The sequence below is a fragment of the Desulfobacula sp. genome, from assembly GCF_030145145.1.
Taxonomy (GTDB): Bacteria; Desulfobacterota; Desulfobacteria; order Desulfobacterales; family Desulfobacteraceae; genus Desulfobacula.
Genome location: NZ_JAQYWD010000031.1, coordinates 16,098 through 37,333, shown reverse-complemented (window position 1 = coordinate 37,333; position 21,236 = coordinate 16,098). Strand labels below are relative to the sequence as shown.

The window sequence follows — 21,236 nt, the reverse complement described above, 5'->3', positions numbered from 1 at the left end:
AAGACAAATAAGACATCACCACTGATGTTCAGGAATGGCTAAGCATAGCTGTGAAGTCCACTGAGCACGTAATTGACACCAAAATAAGTAAATAAAACAGCTAAAAAACCAAGAATGGATACCCAGGCAAGATTTTTACCATACCAGCCTTTCATCATTCTTAAATGCATAAAAATGGCATATACCAACCAGGTAATGAGGGACCAGGTTTCTTTTGGATCCCAGGTCCAGTATTTCCCCCAGGCTGAATTGGCCCAGACCGCACCGGTAATAATGCCGATGGTAAGGAAAAGAAATCCGAAAACCACCATCTGATAGGTCAGTTCATCAATCATTTCCCATGAGGGAAGTTTAGCAAATAAAGAGGTCTCCCCAGACGTTTTCGGTTTGATAAAATACATGAGACTGAACCCGAATGCCACGGCAAAACCGGCATACCCTAAAAAACAAGTAATGACATGGGCAATGAGCCAATTGCTTTTCAGTGCCGGGATCAAAGGGCTGATTTTACTGCTGATATCCGGAGACAATGATGCATAGGCGATGGCCAGGAATACCAGGGGGGATGCAAATACGCCAATAATACTTTCTTTGTATTTGAGTTCAACAAAAATATAAAGGATGGCAACCGTCCAGGAAAAAAACACTAACGATTCATACATATTGGCAAAAGGGGCATGTCCATATCCCATCTGGTAGGATTCAATCCACCGCAAAATAATACCAGTGGTATTGCTTAAAAACCCCAGGACAAGAACCATAAATCCAAGCTTTGAAAGGGACTGCTTTTTAAAGGCAAAGGACCCGATATAAAAAACCGAAGCCAGTGCATAAATAAAGGTGGCCAAAGATAATGCAAAAGAACTGTTCATAGAATTACTTATCCTTTAATGTTGTTACAATTTTTTGAATTTTAAGTTTCATTCCCTGATTATTTCGATTGGTGGTGCCTGAAATAGAAACTGTTGAGTCATTGTCCCCGGAAGATTCAACTTCAATAAAATAGGACTGGTGTGACATAAAAAAAGTAATCCAGCAACCGATAATCAACAAGATAAAGCCTGAATAGACATACCATATGCCAGGATCTTTGGTGATTTGAAGGCCTGTATAATGCTTTTGTTCAAAGTCTTTTATGACAACGGCAATCGCTCCCTTCCTCATCCGATCAAATGTGGGGAACTTTACGGGAAGACCGATTTGGAAAGCGGCGCCATCTTTTGGCGTAATCCTCCCGACGAAGGCTTCCCCAAGGTTGTGGCCTTTAAAATCAAAGTGGGGTAAAAATCCTTCGAGTTTAAACATGCCCTGGTCGTCCGGCAATTGAATTTCTTCTCCGATTTTCAGGGTTTTGCTTGCAACCTGCTTGTCAGACAGCCGAATCATATCAATGACAACGCTGTCCGGCTGAGCCGTGCCGTAAGATGCTTGAAAAATATTGATGCCCTTGTATCTGAGGGGATGATTTACACGAATATCCCGGGTAAAAAGCGCGTTACCATTGTTAATGATGGTCAGGTTTGATTTAAATTCTTCCGGTGCGCCTGTATCATAAAATTTGACATCAAAATCATTACATCGGATGGAAAAATCAAGTTTTATGGGCAGTCTTTTTTTGGCAATAAAGGCGGTATCCGATGTCTGTCCCTCATCCAACTGCAGGTGGGCCTTGAACCCGAAAAGGGACCCGATTAATGCACCGATGAGCAGCAACAGGATACTGGCATGAACCACGTACACCCCTATTCTTGTCCATCGTCCTTTTTCCGCATACATGACGGTACTGGTTTGTGCCTCTTGTTTGATGACACGTCCCACCTTTTTGGATAAAAACCGTTCATAGTCGTTGGATAAGGATCGGACATCCTTATTCACCTGAACGGTTTCAAGATTTTTCAATTTCCTGAACCGATCCGGATTAAACGTGATTTTTTGAGGAAAAATAATTTTCCATGTAAAGGAAAGTCTTTCAATTGAGCATACAACTATATTGATACACAAAATAACAATCAAGGCCAAAAACCACCATGCCTGGTACATATCATCAAAATTAAAAATCTTGATGATATTGTAAACCGTTTGGCCATAAAGGTTCAGGTATTGTGGCGGCGTTCCATTCTGGAGAATGACCGTTCCAATAATTGATGTAACGGCAAGCACAACCAGTGTATAAACCGTCAGTTTTACAGAACAAAAAAACTGCCAGATCTGTTCGGGAATTGTTTTGTTTTTTTTCAAAATATTTTCTTTCTTAAGTGTTTTTTCTAACAAGATAAGGGGAATCCATTGACCTTAAAAATCCCATTAAAGGGCGCTTCTTTTATATCAAAATTATCTTCCGGCTACAAAATATTTTCACTTACATGATGAATTGGTAATGTTCTGTATTCCCAAATAAAATAAAAAAATACCAGACAACCCTTCATTTGATAATTTTGACAACGCGTTAGTTTTTCTTTTTTGATTCTTCTATATACTTATTGATTCGTAAAAACGGGACATAGAGCACGTCCAAGTGAAGAATATGATGTATCAGCCAATTTCTTAATTCTTCTATGACATCATCGGTTAAATTTTCAATATCTTCAGAAATCTCCCGTCGCAAACTGATGGAACTCCGGGCAAATTGGCGATGGGCCTTGGCATGGTCACTGAAATCAGGATACCCTTTTCTTTTCAAATATTTTTCTTCTGAACTGAAATAGAGTTTACTGTATTCGTTTATCTCGGAAATCATATTAATACAGTCTTTGGGCTCCATTTTCGATTGTTTCATATCGATCAACTGGTTGAACAAATCAAACATCTTTTTCTGATGGGTGTCGATTTCTTCAATATCAACACTATATTTGGGATCCCACTCTATTTTCTCAATATCGGTCATTTTTATCTCCTTTAATCTTTCTGTCAAAAAATATTGTTCCCAGGACAGCTATAGACACTAAAATGGCAATTGCCACCGCAAATTTAAATCCATTATCACCAAATTTTGGATAAATCATAAACGGAACAACATACAGATATAACACCATATGAAAGAGCCCTATGCCAATCATACGATAGATTACTTTTTTTTTCATTCAATCATCTCAAGCAACCGAACATGAATATTGTCAAATCCACCGTTTGACATTATCAAAACAAGATCTCCTGCGCTTAATTTTGATACGAGAAAATGAATAACCCTGTTGCTGTTTTTAAAATGATAAGCCTCAACGCCGTTTTTTTCAATGTCTGCAACAAGTTTTAGGGTGGAAAATTTCTCTTGTTCCCTTATGTTCTTTTTTATATTGGGTTCACAAATACACACCATGTCGGCATCCAGAAACGCATCCGGATAAACCGACTGAAAAATATTCCGCATACTGGTATTGGTTCTGGGCTCAAACACGGCAATGACCCTGCCATTTTTATAAAAGGGTTTCACCGCTTTGATGGTTTCTTTTACCGCTGTTGGATGATGGGCGAAATCATCCATTACGGTTATGCCATGTTTTACACCCCGAATTTCCTGACGTCTTTTGATCCCGGAAAATGTTTTTAAAGCCCTGGATACAAGGGTATCTGTAATGCCGATTCGATGGGCCGCAGCCATGCAGGCAAGACAATTCAACAGGTTATGTTGTCCGATCAGGTGGGTTTCAATGGAAATCTGTTTGCCGGGACCGTGCACATTAAAAAAGGTGGTTGATTCTTTCTGTGTATGGTTTGAAAAAAACCATTGGGCCCTGTCCCCATATGTCTCAATAGCGGCAGTGGAACCGGAAAGGATCTCCTTTAAATTGTCATTGTTATCAAATGCAATAATATGGCTTTTTTTTTCTATTTTTTTTACAAACCGTGAAAAAACAGCCTTGATATGGTCGATGTCGGTGAAAATATCGGCATGATCAAATTCAATGCCTGTCATGAGGGTTATATCAGGGTCATAATGCATAAATTTTGGCCCCTTATCAAAAAAGGCCGTGTCATATTCATCCCCTTCAATCACCATATAGTCACCGCTTCCGATTCGGAAGCTGGAATTAAAATCTTTTAAAATACCCCCAATCATAAAAGACGGGTCCATGCCGGCCGTGTAAAGGATATGGGCCATGATTGAGGCGGTGGTGGTCTTTCCATGGGTTCCCGTTACCAGGATAATTTTTTTATCCTTTGCTATAAATCGATTTACGGCCTGGGGCATGGATATATAGGGGATACCCTTCTGCAGCACGGCCTGGGCTTCAACATTCTGTCGCGTAACCGCATTGCCGATAATCACAAGGTCCGGTCTGGGATCTAAATTTGCGGGATCATATCCGGCAAATAGTTGAATCCCCTTTTCGTTTAAAAAATCACTCATGGGCGGATACACATTCTGGTCAGAGCCTGATATCGAATACCCCATTTCCTTGAGGATACAGGCAAGGGTTCCCATCCCGGTTCCACAGGCAGCAATTAAATGTATTTTTTTCATTGCAGGTTAAAGCTTTGCCATTGCGTATGTTGCCGCTGCAATGGTCTGATCAATATCCTCATGTGAGTGCGCCAATGATACAAAACAGGTTTCAAATTGTGATGGCGCGAGATACACCCCTTTTTCCAGCATGATCCGGTAAAATTTTGCAAACTGATCCAGATCACATTTTTTAGCATCCTCAAAATCATGGACATCCTGACCCGTAAAAAAGAAACCGGCCATGGATCCGACATGACCTGTTTTCAAGTTGACGCCAGCCGTATCTGCTGCCGACTGAAACCCCTGCATTAGTCGTTCGGTTTTCTCATCAAGGGCTGCATACACCCCATTTTTTTGAAGCTCGGTTAACGTCGCAATTCCTGCGGCCATTGCCAGGGGGTTGCCGGAAAGGGTCCCGGCCTGATACACGCTTCCCACCGGTGCGATCTGATCCATTATGTCTTTACGGCCGCCATAAGCCCCAACCGGTAATCCACCGCCAATGATCTTTCCAAAACAGGTCAGGTCCGGTGTGATACCAAACAGGCCCTGGGCAGATCCCCTTGCCACCCTGAATCCTGTCATCACTTCATCAAAGATCAGGATCGAGCCGAATTTTAACGTCACTTCCCGTAATGTTTCAAGAAAACCCTTTACCGGAGGTACCATCCCCATATTTCCAGCAACCGGTTCAACAATCACACCGGCAATTTTGTCCCCTTTTTCTTCCATGACTTTTATAAATCCCTCTATGTCATTAAACTTCAGGGATAATGTATTGGAAATGACCGAGTCGGGAATTCCGGGGCTGCCGGGAATACCAAGGGTTGCCACACCGGACCCTGCTGCAACCAGGAGCGTATCAGCATGTCCATGATAACACCCGTCAAACTTTATGATCATATCCCTGCCCGTATATCCCCGGGCAAGACGAATGGCACTCATGGTCGCTTCGGTACCCGAGTTAACCATTCTTATCATTTCCACCGAAGGCACCATATCCACAACAAGGCGGGCAAGATCGGTTTCAATTTCAGTGGGGGCACCAAAACTGGTACCGATTTCAAGCACCTTTTTCAGGGCATCAATCACGCAGGGCGGTCTATGTCCCAAAATCAAAGGCCCCCAGGAAAGCACATAATCGATATATTCATTTCCGTCAGCATCATAAATTTTGCTTTGATTTCCTTTTTCTATAAAAACGGGCTGCCCCCCCACAGAGCCGCAGGCCCTTACCGGAGAATTTACCCCTCCAGGGATTAATTTCCGGGCTTCTTTAAAAAGCGCTTCTGATTTTGATAAAGACATGTTTTTTCCCTTTACATTAAAATTCTCAATTTAATTATTTTAAACCAATTAATATATCAAATCTTGAATTAACGGGTCAACCCATTTTTGAGAAGGCGCAAAAATTAAAAACCTATTGACATTTTTAAGATGGCCTGTTAGATTTGCCGAACTAATTTTATGGGCCGTTAGCTCAACTGGTAGAGCAACTGACTCTTAATCAGTAGGTCCCGGGTTCGACTCCCTGACGGCCCACCATAAAAGACAAGGCTCTTGATGATATTCGTTAGGAGCCTTGTTTGTTTGGTTCGTTTTTTTAATGTGGTTTTTAATGTGGTTTTCATTTTTCAATGCTCCACCAATAAAAAACCCGATTAAATAAATGACCGGGTTAATTTTCTCCTGACATTGCACAGATCTATTTTTTCAAGGTCTTGTTATGAGGTGTTCAACCTGGAGGAGCAAATAAATAAACCGCCGCTATATTTTCTATATACAATTTAATTTGGAATTATGGCTTATACTGCTGTTTCGATATTATAAAAAACAATCTGGAAATTTAATTTTGATTATATTTTTAGACAAACTCTGCTTAATGATCAGCTTCAACAATTTTCATTTTCTTTTCATCAATTCCTAATGAATATTTGATGTACTTACCTACACCATCATCATGCCAAGAATTTGGAACATTGGGTTTTGTCAATATAAAGGCTGGAGATAAATACAGAATTATTGAAAATGAAATCAAATCTTGAATGAATTCCATACAATTTATAAAAGTGTTTTCCATAAAGCACAGTGGATCTAAATTTAAAACCTTGGGTTTCTCAACTATTAACTGACCTTTTTCTTTCTTAACTTTATACACGAAAGATCGCATAGACTTATAGTGACTTATTGTATTTCTCATCTCAATTGAATCTTTTAGCCAAACATTTTGATCACTTTTTATAATTTTTATAATTGAGTCTATTAGTTGAACACGATCAGTTTGTATTGTTTTGAAGTTTTCAAGATTTTTAATGAAGTTCTCTCCATTTTTGCCAAACGTTTTCGTTTTAAAATGGTTTGGCAACAAAATGCCTATGACCTTAATTGCTAAATCCAATGCACTTTTTAGTTGAAAGAAAAATGCCTCGAATTCATAGATTAGTGAACAACAATTATTGAAAGTGATCGGGTATTCATGAAAAGAGTTAATCGCATCATTTTGATAATATTTGTCTAAATTTCCATAATTCCCAATATGATAAACCATTGCCTGAAGCTTTAAGGTCACATCGATGGTCGCTGCAGATAATTTAGAATTTTTCTCTGTGCTTAAATTAAGTATTGGCGACAAATGCTGTGTTTGAAGAAAAATTCTTGCTTTAATTTCTTTATTAATATCGGTGTGTATCATAAAAATAACGTTGAGTTCACTGGCGAGCTTCAGCGAGTCCGTGTGAAACGCTTGGTTAGCAAAATATTTTTATTTTCAATCTGATAAAATATCATTGCACCTTCTCCGGTGTTCGTCTTTTGGCAATATTACGTATTGTTTCACTACGTCCCAGTTTGTTTTTCTACCTGTTTGACCTGTGGGTAAGCCTGTAAGTTTTGATACTTGATCGCTGGTGTCAACACCAGCTTCATCAAGCATTGCAGCTATATTTTGCACTTTCATTTTAATTGAGCTCAATGAGCGGCTTTTTATTCTCACTACATCATCTTCAGTCAAATTTTCACGTCCAAATCTAGCAATATAAGTGCACACAACTATTTCATCTTCAGTGAACAAATTTCTCATATCATATCCTTTTTCAGAAGGAACGGCGTTTTTTAACGGTTTGTCAAACTTTTTCTCTGTAGCGTCTGGAAGGCATCTGCTCATGAAGGGCTGGCCAATCGGCAAAGGCAAGATAAAAAAGTGTAACCGTGCCGACAATCGGTATTATCATTGTGAAGCTCCACCAGCCGGAAAACCCGGCCCTTGAAAATATTCTCCAGAACGGCCAGACAAAAACAAGGCCGATGATTGCCAAAACAATTAGCTCCGGGACTCCGATACCAAACATATGTGTTACTCCTTTATATAGATCCTTTCTTTTTTATAAGAAATGGTTTCTTTCTCTGTACCACCCCGAACCATACTTGTAAATCCGGGTAAACCCTTAGTTTTGTTTTTTTTATTTCTGCCGGGCTTTCTTCCGCCGCCGTGCCAGATTCAATTGATCCGAAAATTGTTTCTTTGTCCAGGGCTTGCCATTGAAAAGAATATCAGCACCATTCAACAAATCAATCCGTTCCTGTGCTTGTGTCTTTTCTGGAAATTCTTCATATAAATGAAATATAATCCGGTCCCGGTCTTCAATGGATATTTCCCCAGGGTCCCCGCTCAAAAGTTTCTCTTTGATGGTGTCTAAAAAATCAGGCTTATTTTCACTGTTCTTTTTATCATCCTTTGAATGCCCTTTGTCCATGGGCTTTTTTGCTTTATCTGATTTTGTTCTTGTAGCGTTACTTGTAACGGATTTCTTGTAAATATTAAAAATATGATCCATGGCATCCTGCCGGTTGAATCTCTGTTCATGATTTAGCCGGTCCAGCTCCGCCCTGAAATCTTCTGATATAAAAACTGATATTGATTTATATCCACGACGTTCCTGTTCCTGTCTGAACTTCTGAACCCGTATTTTTGTTTGATTCCGATATTCTGCCCCTGTCTTTGAATCCATTTTGTCCCCTCCTGTTATATGTAGCGTTACTTGTAACGTAACATGAACAGTTTAAAGGTTCAATCCTCAAAAAAAAGACCACCCCAGAACACTATTGTCACTGGGGCAGCCTTTGGAAAATCCAGGGGAAAGTGCTCCCGCCCCTGAATGGATGGATTTCACACACTAAGGCTATGCCTTTAGCGTCCGCCTTATTGTCTTAAAGGGGGCAGGCCGGAAAGCCCCCGGGGATTTATCTAACGGATAGACCCCGCCGCATGCCTTCAATCAATAACTCTTGACGTCGGGTAGTGAGTCGGTCTATCTCATTCGAAAAAATTATCTTGTCTTCAAGTGCATCCCTCCATGTGTCAAAATAGAGCGCCTGATCTTCCCGGGACATTATATTGTTTGGTCCCAACATCGGCCCCATCTCAAAATTGATACGTCCGCGCACTTGGAAGAATAAAGCCGCCGCCTGTCCACATGCTTTTAATACTTCCGGCATCAATGCTGCCTTTTGACCATGAAGATCATTGATCTTTTCTCTTATTCTGTTGAGTTCCGCCGGTATTTCACGGTTAACAGCCTCGGTATGGGCTTTTTCAAGCTTTTCAATGGCAATGCCCATAGTTTCGATATTGGCCTTTAATTCAGCACTTTCAGCCTCCAGTTTCTTGAGTTCTTTGGTCATGGCCTTTCCAAGATTTTCAAGGCGTTTGGCTTCAAGATCTGCATCCAGGGATATAAGATTTTCCATGGCTGCGGTATGATCTTTGGAAATGGTAGCAATCTCCGCCTGGATCTCATTAGAAGGGAATTGTTCACCGGAAAGAATTTTTGATAGCTTATTCATGATCGGATCTCACCTCCCGTAACGTCAAGATGTTTTGCCGCAACTCAACAGCCTCACCGCTCAATTTATCAATAACAACTCCGCTTTCTTTATCTTCCCTGGCCCGTTTCAAAGCTGCAAGGGTCTTTTTCTCACATTCTTCGAACACATCTAAAGCGGTTTCGTATTCGCTATTTGATAGTCCGGGGCCAATTACCGACAAGATTTGTTTCCAATCTTCATTTTGCATTTTTTTAATCCTTTTTAAAAAAAAATTATGTGATATATTTTGAGGTGCCCCGGCCACCTTGACCGGCACCATTGTTTTATTTTAGCCGGGTTCTGGCTTCTTTATCCATTTCAAGAAACCACTCCGGAACATCACATTCCTGACACTCGGTTTCCAGGTCTGCCGGATCTTCAAAAATGGTGGATATACTCAGGTTTGTAATGAGAACCACGTCACCATCATCGTCCCCGTCAACCTCCCGGTATCGGATAATGGTTCCTTCCTGCCCAGGCCCCGGCTGGATCACCCGAACGGCATTGGGGTCCAGCTCGGCCAGTTTCACCAAATAGCGGAGAGATTCAAGGATTGAATGTTCAAGCGGTTGCTGTTCTGCTTCCCAGTCGGCCGCTTCCACCTCGGCCTGTGTCGGTCTGGCCGGGGGTTGCTTCCTTCTGAGCTGGCTAATGTTCTCGTTTAAGAGCTGATCCGCCTTTTCCGGGTCAATGAGTCGACGCTTGCCGAATTTCTTTAAAGCGCCTACCAAATAGCCGCCTTTAATTAATTGACTGATTCTCTGCTGACTGAGCCCGGCATGTTGGGCGTATTCCCTTTGATTGCAGTATTTCATGATTTTTTCATCCTTTGAGTTGTATTTGTGCTTTATTCGCTGTTGTTGCCTACAATTAAGTCATTGATTTACAAGGCATTTTCGGAGCCTGTAACTGCGGAAAAAAGGCACCTTGGCTGTCCGTGTAAAATAAATACCCTGGGAGGACCCAAGCCTCATATGATTTGAAAAACTATCACTCCAATGATGACCGCCGCCGTAATCAGCCAATTTAAATTCATCAGTATTTTGAAAATGATATTGCCCATGGTTTTTATTCCTTTCCGATTGTATTTAAATCCCTGGCTTTACCCTGCCATGGTCTCAAAAAATATAGCGGACAATTCACAGCGGTACAGTCCCGCACTTCTGTTCTTGAGTAACAACAACAATCAAAACATTTCGCATTTACCGCTGCCCTGAGACTTCGGGGATTCTGTTTTGCTTTTTCAATCGGGGTCATATTTTCAGGTTTTTCGATTTCACCTGCTTTTAATTTTCTTAAATATTCTTCCCGCCCTTGCTCTAATTTTAAATTTACTGTCATTTTGTCCAGTCTCCTGCCTTGTTTAAAAAAATTTGATTATTTTCGAGTGCTACCGTACTCGTTTTATAATTTTGTCTCCTGAAATAAGGACAAAAATAAGCCGCCCGCGATTCTGCCCTTGATTTTCCCCCTGTTCTGGCTGTTTTTTTCTTCGAGTGATCCCCCGGCTTCGCCTGTAAAAGATGGTATATTATATAGTGCTGTACTGTAGGAAAGTAACCCAAACCCCCAAGACCCGCATTTTTCCGTTAAAACCGACTTTCCTACAGGAAAGTAACCCATGGTTTTTGGCAAGAGTAACTTTCCTACAGGCCCGTGGTCTGACTTTCCTACAGTACTGCTTATTTTTTCCCTTTTTGCCATCCGGCTCTCCTGTTCCTTGGTGTCATTTCCCTGATAATCTGGCCCTGTTCCCACTTCCTCCAGTCCTCAGAAATTCCATAAATATTGATATCCCCTTTGGCACCGCCGCCATGGGTTACCACTTCCAAAAAACCATGGGCAAAGATATCTTTAAACGCTGTCCAGACTGTTTTATCTGTATATCCAAGTTGTTCACGGATCTGAGCATAGGGGAGTTTGATATCATGCCGATTCGTGATAACTGGGACATACTTCCCCGCTTTTCTTTTAGAGACAATTTTAATTTCAAGGAAAAGAAGCAATAACAGTTTTACTGAAGCCGGTTTTAGGTCAAGGAATGCATCAGACAAAATAAGCCCTCGGGTCAGATATCCTGGGAATGCTGTTAAATATCCGTTACTGTTTGAAGTACTCATAATCACCCCGTTTGAAAGCCCCGCCCGGCCGGGGATAGACCGGGCGCTCCGTCAAGACCATTGCGAACAATGGCAGGCAAAATTGAATTTTATACTTGGTTGGCATGGTGGGAGCCTATGCCTCAGTACAAACTATCTTTTTTCGTAAATATTCCAAGGTGCCAGCAATTGGGTATATGGTCTGTCTTCCAATTTTGAAACGTCCAGGGATACCGCATTTTTGACAGTCAAGATTTGCCATGGTTCGTGGATGAAACATCCCGCCGGTTGCATTGCCTATTTTTGTTCGGGGAATCCCAAGTGGAAAATTTTCTCTTAAAAAAACTTCCAGGGCTTTCAATGAATCTTCAGCTTCTTGTGATAGAATTTTGTTTTCTTCTGGTGGGGTTTCTTTGACTTCTTTTTCCATAATTCACCTTTATGCTAAAATTAAAAACTCTTAACGTCACACATCACATGTGATATTAAGAGATATAGCATAGCAATTATTGAAAAGCCATGTAATTTCAGTATGTTAGTGAAGATTTATAAAAAGCTAAAAAACGATTTTGGCGATCCTCACTTTCTTTTTTAGTAGTAAACTACGTTGTAGAAGACCTTCCTTTTTTCTTTTGATTGAGCTTTCTTTTGTACTTTCTGTTCTCCTTCTGGTCTGCTATTTTTTTTGGTTTATACGCTTGCAAACGGCATTCTTTAGAACAGTGAACTTGTCGGGTATCATTTTTTGTTGAAATAAAATAATCATTGCAATATTGACACCTTTTAAGCTTCTCACGATTGTTTAAATCTTTATTTAAAAATGACAATAAGCTATGGCCAATACAACCAAGGACAAAACGAGAAAATTGCTGTCCGCCATACGGGTTCCAACTGCTTAGCATTTTTGAATCAATCCATATACATTCTTTATAAAACGGTGATTTTTTGATAATTTCATCCATGGTGTCCATGAGGACATTAAAGCCCATCATGGATTCCAAGTCATCGCCATCAATAACTTTATCAAGAGTATCGCATACCATCGCATGGTCACAAACCACACAATTGATATCTCTGTCCTTTTTTATTTGGTCACGTCCATAACAATCATAATATCGACACCCATTACATCCATCATCACATGCAGCCCAAAAGAAAGCCCCGTCCAAAGATATACGCCTGATATCACTATCAACCGGGATTGATTGAACCGGGACCGTTTCACCCAATGGAATGAATTTTTTATTTAGTTCACCATTGCAATAACGGATCTCACTATTTGCATAGATTTGGGGATAGCTTGAGTTAATAACTGACTCAAGAGCCTCACATGTATCTATTATGTGACTGAAAATTTCAGGAATTGGGGATCCTAACATTGAGACATCAAACTCAGCATGATTGGAATCGAGTTCCCAAGGAGGTATATAATAAGGGTCTGTCATCCGCTTGATAAATGTATTGGTTTCATCTTCTCTTGTGCACCCCTTTATCCGGAAAAAAACTTCCTGATTGTGTGCTTGAATACATTTAAGAAATGATAATAAAAATTCAGGGTTAGTTTTTAAATCCGCATTTGCATATTCCAGAAATAAATATTCTATTTTGATATCTGGTAATTGCTTTTTTATATCCAATTACCACCCCCTGCTGACTCCCTGGTTTATAAATCCCCGGGAAAGGTGATCCAGGGTGACCACCTGTTCAAATCGGTTAATTACGCCGATTCTATCCCGGGGAAAGTGCTATCAAGCCTTTTTTGTCTTTTCAAGAGTTACAATATTATTTTTGATAACCTTTTCATCAAACATTTGTGCCGCCTGTTTCAATCCATCCGGCCTTAAATGACTGTAACGCTCAGTCAAGGTTATGGTGCTATGCCCTAACAAATCTTTGACAGTGTAAAGGTCTGTTCCATTCTGGACATGCCAGGAAGCGAATGTATGCCTCAGTGTATGGAAAAGGACCTTATCCCTGTCGTCATCAACACCATCGTTAAAACCTAAGTTTTTGACTGTCCTATCAAAAGTTTTACTTATAAATTTTATTTGTTTTCCATAACGGTCTTTAAAAACAAACTCATTTGAGGCTTGCCCTTGATACATCCGTTCAAGAATAGTTTGTGTCTGTTCAGTCAAATAAACATGCCGTGGCTTTCCTTTTGCGTCCCGAATTAATACAGAACCATTTTGAAGGTCCACAACTCCCCAGGTCATGGAATAGAGCTCCCCTGCCCTTACCCCTGTATGAAGTGAAAAAAGCACCATATCGTGTACCTGCTGGCTTTTAGTTTTCAATGCTTTTAAAAGGCTTCCCGCTTCTTCATGGGTCAGAAACCGCACCCTTTGATTCTCTATTTTTGGAAGTTTTACCTTCCGAGTTGGGCAATCTTCATTGACAAGATCATTTATCCGGGCATGGTTCCAAACTTGCCTCAATACAGCAAAACAATATTGTACACTTCTGGGAGCCCGACCGACGTCAAACATATTTTTCTTTATCTTTTCAAGATTGAATGGTTTGATTTTATTAAATGACAAATGACCTATTTCAGGATCAATCCAATTATTAAAAAGCCCTTTTTCATTTTCAACGGTATATTTTTTTTTGTGTTTTGATGCCATCGGCAGATACGTTTCAGTGAAGAAAGCACCAAAGGTTTTTTTATCTATTTTCTCTTGTTCAAGTTTTTGCTGTTTTGCTTTTTGTTTCTGCTGTTCAATTTCTCGTTCTTCTTTTAAAGAAATAGGCTTTAAACCATTTTTTGCATTTTCTTTATATCTTTTCAGTTTTCCAAGGCATTCCAATTCTGTCCAGCCGTCAGATTCCCATCCAAAATTTATAGCCACCCTTTTACCATTTATCTGATATTCCGAACGATAATACCTATCAAACTTCACACCGTTTTTTCTGGATTCGTGTCTTTTGAAATATAAAAATCCTGATTTTTTTGTGCCTGTTTTGAGCCATTGAATTTTCTTTGACATTTTAACCCCCCATGAAGACGGTAAAAGTTTAATGTGGTTTTTAATGTGGTTTTACACGTTAAACGAATTGATGTCAAGTGATATAAAATGAAAAAAAATAATATAGATTACTGATTTTATAAGTATTTTTTAAGATTATCTGATAGTTAACGACTTTAAGTGAAGGGTAAAATTATAGACTCTTAATCAGTAGGTCCCGGGTTCGACTCCCTGACGGCCCACCATAAAAGACAAGGCTCTTGGCGATATTCGTTAAGAGCCTTTATTTATTTAATTTTGTCCCCACATAGTCCCCACTTTCTTGCCCATGGGGACAGGAAGAAAGCACCCTTCAGACTCTTGACCATGACAAAATATCCATTCCATGACCTTTGGATATCCTATGAATGAATTTATCACAATCTGACAGCCATTCATATGAGGAAAGCCGGTCGGGAAAACGGCCTTGTTGGATGGCCTATCCCCATGGAAAACAAATTATTTGTAAATATCTTTCCTATATCCAGCTTTAAAGATAAAAAGCATTTCTTTATCAGCCTTAAACATCAACCTCACATCATCAACCTCACATCATCAACCTCACATCATCAACCTCACATCATCAACCTTAAGTCTGAATTCATTTGGGTGAGGGAGAAGACGTTTAATGTTCAGGTTTTCTGTTTGATTTTCTATAAGACACCCAACGGCCTCCTTGATCTTCCCCTGTTTGGCCTTTGGTAATGTTTTTATGAATTTGTTGGCCTTGCTGCTGATCTTGAATTCCCGATCTTCATATTTTACCATTCGTTCATTGCATCCTTTAAATCCAATGCATGAACGTTCTCAAGTTCCTTGTATGCATCATATCTTTCCCTCTCTTCTGCATTGGATAAGAAATCCATATGCTGAACACGCTCCAGCCACAGGTGAAATTCCTGGATATCAATCACAGCCTTTGTGGGTGAATTTGGTACAAAAGATTGGAAGAAAGGTAATTTTTCAATATTATATTTTTCCTTACTCATTTTTAAAGATCTCCTATTTTTATCTGATACCGATTGATTTTGCAGCTTCCTGTTCTGATTTTTGAAAAATTTCCCCCAGAATTACGGCTGCCGTTTGTTCCTATCAGGCGCCAAATGGCTATCTCACCCCAGGATATTTTGTGCTTTTCCATTTGGCCATGTTGTCCCCCCTCCCCTAATTTTCAATATCAGTCTATTTTAACTTTCCCGATATATTTTTTTGTCCCCACTTAGTCCCTACTTTTTTAGAGTATTATATGGGGTTTTATGTGAAATTAAATGAAACTATTTTTTATAAAATAGCCTTAAAAGCCTTTAATATCAAGGAATTAATGATTATAGATGAAATTTTAGGAAAAATAAAAAAACTGACTATTATCAGTAGGTCCCGGGTTCGACTCCCTGACGGCCCACCATAAAAACGAAGGGTTTTCAGCTCGTGTTCTGCGTTGCATCAAAGAGCACATATTCCACGAAACACCCACCGGCTTTAAGCCATTGGGTGTTTGGTTATCCTCACTTTATTATTTCAATTTCAACGCGCCGGTTCATCTTTCGACCCCAGGCGGTATCATTACTTTCAATGGGATTTTGACTCCCCAGGCCCTGAATCTGTATCTGTTCGCCTTTAATGCCCCTGCCCAGGAAAAAACTTCTGATAATACTGGCCCTGAATTCGGATAGTTTCTGATTATAGGTTTGGTATCCTTCAGAATCGGTATAACCTGAAATCAAAATTTTGGTTCCGGGGTGGGTGACTAGAATATCTGCAAATTCAGCCAGATTCTTATGGCCTTCTTCGGTAAACTCATTGGCATTGTATTTGAACCTGACAATGATTTTTTCATCGGGCAATGGCAGGATTTCATGAATAACGGCATTACCCGGCAGGTCATCGGATGGTTCTTGAGGGGCTTTTTTCCCAGAATGCAACCCTGTTTTTATTTTTTTTGTCTGTGGTTGATTTTCAGGTTCTTTTCCTGAATGAATGGCTTTTGATTTAACGCCAGCCTGCGGTTGATTCATATGACTGAGCTCATTTTGTGTTGCTGCGTCTTGCTGAAGGGGGTGTATTTTTCCGATAATCATCATTGAAGCATCGATTGCAGGGTCTTCATGGAGGGCGCTTTGTGTCTGGTCGTCAGATTTTCCTGTAAACGGATCTTCTTTTTTAACCATGGCTGTCATCTTTTCTTCCCTTCTTTCTTTGCTTTCTGCCTTGTGTTCTAAAAAAGAAGACGTTGATTCCGGAATAAACTGTAAAAATTTATATTTAAGCGCTGTCACATTTTTTTGGATACCTGCCATGGAATCGCTATACGCATTTGGAAACAGATAAAACCAACCCATAAAAACCAATAAAACACCCATAATGCCAGTCAAAAAAAACACAAGACCTGTTTTTTTCTTCCTGGGTTCACGCTTCTCCGGTTGGACCGGTTGGGATGGATAGGCCTGGGGCGTAACAAAAGGCACAGGTCTCTCAGGATAATCTGTAAATCCATTGATATCCCGATTCCTGATATGGGCGGGTATCCTAAGTTCTTTTGCGCATTCTTTGACAATGGCATGGGTGATTATTTTTTGTTCTTTGACATATCCAGATAAAAGGGAATGATCACAAAGGATATTAATCCTTCTGGGAAACCCGCCGGAATACATAAAAACCTCTTGTATTGCCGCCTCATCAAAAATAGGATCGGTTGCACCGGCAATACTTAACCGGTGTTTGATGTAATCCCCTGTTTCATCCGGAGTCAATGGATCAATATTGTAATTTAAGGTTAATCTTTGTCTTACCGCCCTGTTCTTTTCTTTGTTGAGGATTTCATTAAATTCATTCTGACCGACAAAAAAAATATTGATTAATTTGGCATCTGTTTTTTCAATGTTGGATAAAAGACGGATCTCCTCAAGCATTTCTTGCGTTAAGAGCTGTGATTCATCAATAATGAGCAATACTTTTTTATTGTCTTCATCGGCCTGGATTAAAAACTGCCTGAATCGTGAAAGAAATGCACCCTTTGTTTTAAATTCCTGATCAATACCAAAAGCGGCGGCGATATAATTGAAAAAATCCAATTTCTCAAGCCCGGGATCCGGGACGGATGTACAAATAACATTGTCACTCAAACTTTGAAGGAGCGTATTGATCAAGGTCGTCTTCCCCGTTCCAACATCGCCGGTCAATAAAAGGAACCCTTTATTGTCCAGAATACCATATTTGAGCGTCGCCAGGGCTTCCCTGTGTTTTTCCCCAAACCACATAAAAGCGGGGTCTGAGCTTATCTGAAAGGGTTTCCTGGTTAAATTATAAAATGAAGTATACATAAGTGTATTCTTTATAAATGATGGATAAATTCCATGTCTTTTGTTTGCGTGTTCTTGGTCCCGATCACCAAAACCTCAGCCCTGTTCTTTTCATTATTTTTAAAATATAATCGACCATTATAAGCGAACAGAACTTCAAAACACGCTGTTCTATTTTTTTTACCGGAAAAGACTTTTCTTTTTATCATCACTTTATCTGGATTCCGGTCCAACAGATGGATGACTTCCTCTGCCTTTATCTGCAGTTCATCACTCATCTCCAGAAATCCAGACAAGGCTTTTCTATTCATTTCTATATTTTTATAAAGGGTTGAAAATCGTTTGGCGATAAAATCATATTCATTTCGTCTCAATTTTGAGCTTTTCCGCCGACTATGTTTTTGAATTTCGGATTTGAGCTCAGAAATTTCTTTTTCCTTACTCGCCTTAAGTTTATTAAATGAATTCAATTTTTCTTCCAAACGAATAATTTCTTTAAACATTTCTTCTTCATTTATCTTTGCTTTGGTTTTATCTTCTTGATATTTTTCGTTAAGGGATTTGATATTTTCGAACAGCCCCTGCCGATCTTTTTTTAAACCGTTAAGAATTTCCTTATAATTTTGTTCTTCTCTTTTTAAATCATTTATCAGATGCGCTTTTGTTTTCGTTTCCGCAGTGGCTTTCGTGTTGCCGATTTTATAAAAAATGAAGAAAACCAAAAACGAGAAACCAAAATATAAGACTAAAATGAGATTGCCTATCTTTGATCCATGGCTTAAATTGGTTTCAATTTTAACCACCAAACCACTATTTAAAAGATTAAAATTATTTTTGGCTATAATATCGGAATCAACCTCTTTGTTTAAATTTCTAGTCAGGCCGTCAACATCAAGATAAATCGGGTAAATAATTTTTTTTTGAGCAGTGGTTACAAAGATATTGATATCAAGTTTAGCGGTCTGGATCAGCCAATCCGATCTTAAAAAATCATAAATATTGTTTGCAATTTGTTCTTCCAAACTGATAGTACCTTCCAACAGGGGCTTTGAGTCGCCTATGAGAATATTTTGAATTCGATAAGCATATGATTTGTCTAAATACCCCTCGTATGAAGAAAGGGTGACAATATATAAAAGAGGGGTTGCCAGAAGGCAGATTATGGCTATTTTTATGGGAAAAAATTTCATTTCGATACCATTTTATATCCATTCACAATAGGTCTGAAGACAAACCATATCTTATAAAATATATCGAATCAAGTTGTTATTTCTTCCATTGAGGCACAATCATATCGTCTTCTGTGGTCTCAATTTCAGGAGACGAAAAAAGCGTTGCTTGATCCACAGGTATTTCTGTGACAGGTCCAACTTGCTTTTTTTTTGATATCTCAGCGAAGACCGCATCAATTTCATGGAAAAAATGTTTTGACATCTCAGAGGTCTGGGCAATCTTTAAATGTTCAATTGCCTTACCAATCTCCCCCTGTTGATAGTATGTCATCCCCAGATGATATTGAATAAAGCCATTATTCGGTGCTTTTTTTTCAACCGCAGACAATAACCAGGCGGCTTGGGAGTATACCCCCTTATGATAATATGCCCATCCTAATGTGTCGGCAAAAGCAAGGTTGTCCGTCCCCTTTTCATAAGCAGATTGAGCAAGGCTAAGCGCCCTGCTTGTTTCCTGATTGTTTTCCAATAACAACCAGGCAAGATTGCTTTGAAAAACGGGATCATCTTGAAACTGCTTATATCCTTTCTGCAGTATCGCCAGCGCAGTTGTGAACGCCTGATGGTCAATATAATGATTTGCCAGGGCCAACCAGGCTCCCGGGAAATACGGTATTTTCAGGGTGCATTGTTCGAGTGTCTCAACCGCCTCTTTTATGTTATGATTCTTTTTATAGATGTCTGCAAGTGCCATATAGATAAAACCGGGCACATGCTCAAGTTGAACCGCTTTTTCCAAAAAGGATTCGCCCCGTGAACGATCCCCCGTCTGTATGGCGACCTTGGCAGCCAGATAATAAAGTTCCGGTGAGTTTTTTCTTTCTGCCAGTTTTTTCTTCACAAATGCATCGGCTGCCTTGGTTTATTTTGTTTTTATCAACAGCAGGCAATATCGATAAGCAACATCTGTTAAATCAGGATAACTGCCAAGCACCTGTTCATAATAGGTCAACGCGGCCATGCCATTGCCCATGAATTCTTCTGTCAACCCCAAATAATAATAGGGAATATAGAGTCTTTGACTCAGGTGTACCGATACATTAAACTCTTTTTTTGCAAGAGAATATTTCTGTTGACCCAGTAAGTTTAATCCTTTGATGAGATGACCGGTAAAATCTTCAGGATATTTTTCCAACAGACGATCTAAATACGTTAACGATAAATGGTATTCTTTTTTTTTATATAGCAGTTCCGAGATAAGCAGCAATGCCTTATAATGATTTGGATAAATCTGAAGCGTCCTGATCAAGCTGTTTTCCGAGAGCTTTATGTTCCCGTTAATCAAATGTGTAAGCCCTAAAAGATATTGTGCATTCCCTAATCCCGGATTTAAGTCAAGAGCAGACTCCAAATAGGCGCTCGCATAGATAGACTTGCCTGTATACAACCAGAACTTTCCCTGGAGCAGTTCAAATTCAATGATGGGTTCTTTTATCTCCTTTTTGAGCTTTAAGATCATCTGTTCTGCTTTTTCAAGCTTGCCATTTAATATATAAACGTCAGAGAGCATCATCCTCAGATATATGTCATTCTGGTTTTCCAAAACAGTTTCCAGGACGGTTTCGGCTTTAGCATTGTTTTCACTTGCCAGATAAAATTGAACCAAATGATATTTCAGGCTATTATCTTCCGGCTCACTTTCGATGGCATCCAGGATAAATTTCTCGGCCTGGTCATACCCATTGTCTAAAAGATAATAATCTGCCATGAGAAGCGATAGTTGAACAGATACGATAGTGTTCTTTTTTACTATTTTTAAAATCCCAGCCGCTTCCGCGTGTTTGCCGACAGATTTAAGGAAAATGGCCAGTTTCATCAATGGTCTTAACGACTCCTTTGAATCCAGGACCGCCTTACGATAAAAATTTTCTGCTCGATCCAGCTGATGGGTCATCAGGCTGAGATCCGCCCTTATCAAATCCAATTCAGGATGGATAGGCTTTTTTTTATCAAACAGATCACATATTTTTTGTGCTTCGGACAACTTGCCTGTCAAAATATGAAGTTGTGCCAGCTTGATCTGGATATCGATATGGTCAGGATCTATTTCAATCGCTTTTTTATAAAATACCTTTGCCCTTTCCAGCCGTCCTGTTTTTAAATAACACGCCCCTAATTTGTCGATCAGGGAGATATCGCCCGGGATTTTTAAATATGCAATGTTAAAATGATTCGCGGCGGTGACATGGTCCCTTCTGGCAAAGGCCATATCCCCTTTCTCCACCAGGGCATCCATACCTTCATTCTGCTGGTTTGTGCACCCGAAAAGGCATACCCCCATCACAAAATAGATCAAA

General features: G+C 39.7%; 25 protein-coding genes and 1 tRNA gene. 1 reads left to right on the top strand and 25 read right to left on the bottom strand.

Annotated features, from left to right (window positions below):
- Positions 1-38 precede the first annotated feature (38 nt).
- The 6 genes from ccsB to hemL all read right to left on the bottom strand — a co-directional run bounded on the left by ccsB (position 39) and on the right by hemL (position 5,749).
- Complete coding sequence (gene ccsB / locus Q1Q15_RS17390; protein ID WP_300462764.1) at positions 39-872, bottom strand: c-type cytochrome biogenesis protein CcsB; 834 nt, start codon at positions 870-872, stop codon at positions 39-41.
- 4 nt (positions 873-876) lie between these two features.
- Positions 877-2,238 carry a cytochrome c biogenesis protein ResB gene (locus Q1Q15_RS17385; RefSeq protein WP_300462762.1) on the bottom strand — a complete coding sequence of 454 codons (1,362 nt, stop codon included), beginning with the start codon at positions 2,236-2,238 and terminating at the stop codon, positions 877-879.
- 208 nt (positions 2,239-2,446) lie between these two features.
- Positions 2,447-2,884, bottom strand: coding sequence for a bacteriohemerythrin (locus Q1Q15_RS17380; protein ID WP_300462759.1), 438 nt, complete (start codon positions 2,882-2,884; stop codon positions 2,447-2,449).
- Positions 2,871-3,080, bottom strand: a complete 210-nt coding sequence (locus Q1Q15_RS17375) for a hypothetical protein (protein WP_300462756.1) — start codon at positions 3,078-3,080, stop codon at positions 2,871-2,873. Before Q1Q15_RS17375 ends, Q1Q15_RS17380 begins: the two co-directional genes overlap by 14 nt.
- Entirely contained in the window at positions 3,077-4,459 is a 1,383-nt protein-coding gene (gene mpl, locus Q1Q15_RS17370; RefSeq protein WP_300462752.1) for a UDP-N-acetylmuramate:L-alanyl-gamma-D-glutamyl-meso-diaminopimelate ligase, read from the bottom strand. Before mpl ends, Q1Q15_RS17375 begins: the two co-directional genes overlap by 4 nt.
- Positions 4,460-4,465: 6 nt before the next feature.
- Positions 4,466-5,749 (bottom strand): glutamate-1-semialdehyde 2,1-aminomutase, encoded by a 1,284-nt coding sequence (hemL, locus tag Q1Q15_RS17365; protein ID WP_300462749.1) that lies wholly within the window; start codon positions 5,747-5,749, stop codon positions 4,466-4,468.
- A 161-nt stretch (positions 5,750-5,910) separates the two neighbouring features.
- Here hemL and Q1Q15_RS17360 point away from each other — a divergent pair.
- A tRNA-Lys gene (locus Q1Q15_RS17360) sits at positions 5,911-5,986 on the top strand.
- 334 nt (positions 5,987-6,320) lie between these two features.
- On the opposite strand, the gene Q1Q15_RS17355 is transcribed toward Q1Q15_RS17360, so the two are convergent.
- The 19 genes from Q1Q15_RS17355 to Q1Q15_RS17265 all read right to left on the bottom strand — a co-directional run bounded on the left by Q1Q15_RS17355 (position 6,321) and on the right by Q1Q15_RS17265 (position 21,235).
- Complete coding sequence (locus Q1Q15_RS17355; RefSeq protein ID WP_300462748.1) at positions 6,321-7,133, bottom strand: hypothetical protein; 813 nt, start codon at positions 7,131-7,133, stop codon at positions 6,321-6,323.
- A gap of 75 nt (positions 7,134-7,208) precedes the next feature.
- Positions 7,209-7,520, bottom strand: a complete 312-nt coding sequence (locus Q1Q15_RS17350) for a hypothetical protein (protein WP_300462745.1) — start codon at positions 7,518-7,520, stop codon at positions 7,209-7,211.
- 43 nt (positions 7,521-7,563) lie between these two features.
- Positions 7,564-7,788, bottom strand: a complete 225-nt coding sequence (locus Q1Q15_RS17345) for a hypothetical protein (RefSeq protein WP_300462742.1) — start codon at positions 7,786-7,788, stop codon at positions 7,564-7,566.
- Positions 7,789-7,899: 111 nt separating this feature from the next.
- Positions 7,900-8,448: a hypothetical protein gene (locus Q1Q15_RS17340; protein WP_300462740.1), complete on the bottom strand. Its 549-nt coding sequence runs from the start codon at positions 8,446-8,448 to the stop codon at positions 7,900-7,902.
- A 232-nt stretch (positions 8,449-8,680) separates the two neighbouring features.
- Positions 8,681-9,283, bottom strand: a complete 603-nt coding sequence (locus tag Q1Q15_RS17335; protein WP_300462739.1) for a hypothetical protein — start codon at positions 9,281-9,283, stop codon at positions 8,681-8,683.
- Positions 9,276-9,512 (bottom strand): hypothetical protein, encoded by a 237-nt coding sequence (locus Q1Q15_RS17330; protein ID WP_300462736.1) that lies wholly within the window; start codon positions 9,510-9,512, stop codon positions 9,276-9,278. The genes Q1Q15_RS17335 and Q1Q15_RS17330 overlap by 8 nt, the downstream gene beginning before the upstream one ends.
- Positions 9,513-9,588: 76 nt before the next feature.
- Positions 9,589-10,119 (bottom strand): hypothetical protein, encoded by a 531-nt coding sequence (locus Q1Q15_RS17325; protein ID WP_300462734.1) that lies wholly within the window; start codon positions 10,117-10,119, stop codon positions 9,589-9,591.
- Positions 10,120-10,372: 253 nt separating this feature from the next.
- Positions 10,373-10,645 (bottom strand): hypothetical protein, encoded by a 273-nt coding sequence (locus tag Q1Q15_RS17320; RefSeq protein ID WP_300462731.1) that lies wholly within the window; start codon positions 10,643-10,645, stop codon positions 10,373-10,375.
- Positions 10,646-10,708: 63 nt separating this feature from the next.
- Complete coding sequence (locus Q1Q15_RS17315; protein WP_300462730.1) at positions 10,709-11,008, bottom strand: hypothetical protein; 300 nt, start codon at positions 11,006-11,008, stop codon at positions 10,709-10,711.
- Complete coding sequence (locus Q1Q15_RS17310) at positions 10,987-11,424, bottom strand: hypothetical protein (RefSeq protein ID WP_300462729.1); 438 nt, start codon at positions 11,422-11,424, stop codon at positions 10,987-10,989. The genes Q1Q15_RS17315 and Q1Q15_RS17310 overlap by 22 nt, the downstream gene beginning before the upstream one ends.
- 115 nt (positions 11,425-11,539) lie before the next feature.
- Complete coding sequence (locus tag Q1Q15_RS17305; RefSeq protein WP_300462727.1) at positions 11,540-11,833, bottom strand: hypothetical protein; 294 nt, start codon at positions 11,831-11,833, stop codon at positions 11,540-11,542.
- A 172-nt stretch (positions 11,834-12,005) separates the two neighbouring features.
- Positions 12,006-13,040 carry a hypothetical protein gene (locus Q1Q15_RS17300; protein ID WP_300462725.1) on the bottom strand — a complete coding sequence of 345 codons (1,035 nt, stop codon included), beginning with the start codon at positions 13,038-13,040 and terminating at the stop codon, positions 12,006-12,008.
- 111 nt (positions 13,041-13,151) lie between these two features.
- Entirely contained in the window at positions 13,152-14,390 is a 1,239-nt protein-coding gene (locus Q1Q15_RS17295; RefSeq protein WP_300462722.1) for a site-specific integrase, read from the bottom strand.
- Positions 14,391-14,969: 579 nt separating this feature from the next.
- Positions 14,970-15,176: a hypothetical protein gene (locus tag Q1Q15_RS17290; protein WP_300462719.1), complete on the bottom strand. Its 207-nt coding sequence runs from the start codon at positions 15,174-15,176 to the stop codon at positions 14,970-14,972.
- Positions 15,170-15,397, bottom strand: coding sequence for a hypothetical protein (locus Q1Q15_RS17285; RefSeq protein WP_300462716.1), 228 nt, complete (start codon positions 15,395-15,397; stop codon positions 15,170-15,172). The genes Q1Q15_RS17290 and Q1Q15_RS17285 overlap by 7 nt, the downstream gene beginning before the upstream one ends.
- A 516-nt stretch (positions 15,398-15,913) precedes the next feature.
- A complete protein-coding gene (locus Q1Q15_RS17280) occupies positions 15,914-17,665 on the bottom strand; it encodes an AAA family ATPase (RefSeq protein WP_300462714.1) in 1,752 nt (583 codons plus the stop codon).
- A 74-nt stretch (positions 17,666-17,739) separates the two neighbouring features.
- Positions 17,740-18,897, bottom strand: coding sequence for a hypothetical protein (locus Q1Q15_RS17275; RefSeq protein ID WP_300462711.1), 1,158 nt, complete (start codon positions 18,895-18,897; stop codon positions 17,740-17,742).
- 76 nt (positions 18,898-18,973) lie between these two features.
- Positions 18,974-19,780, bottom strand: a complete 807-nt coding sequence (locus Q1Q15_RS17270; protein ID WP_300462708.1) for a tetratricopeptide repeat protein — start codon at positions 19,778-19,780, stop codon at positions 18,974-18,976.
- A 21-nt stretch (positions 19,781-19,801) separates the two neighbouring features.
- Positions 19,802-21,235: a tetratricopeptide repeat protein gene (locus tag Q1Q15_RS17265; protein WP_300462705.1), complete on the bottom strand. Its 1,434-nt coding sequence runs from the start codon at positions 21,233-21,235 to the stop codon at positions 19,802-19,804.
- Position 21,236: the final 1 nt, after the last annotated feature.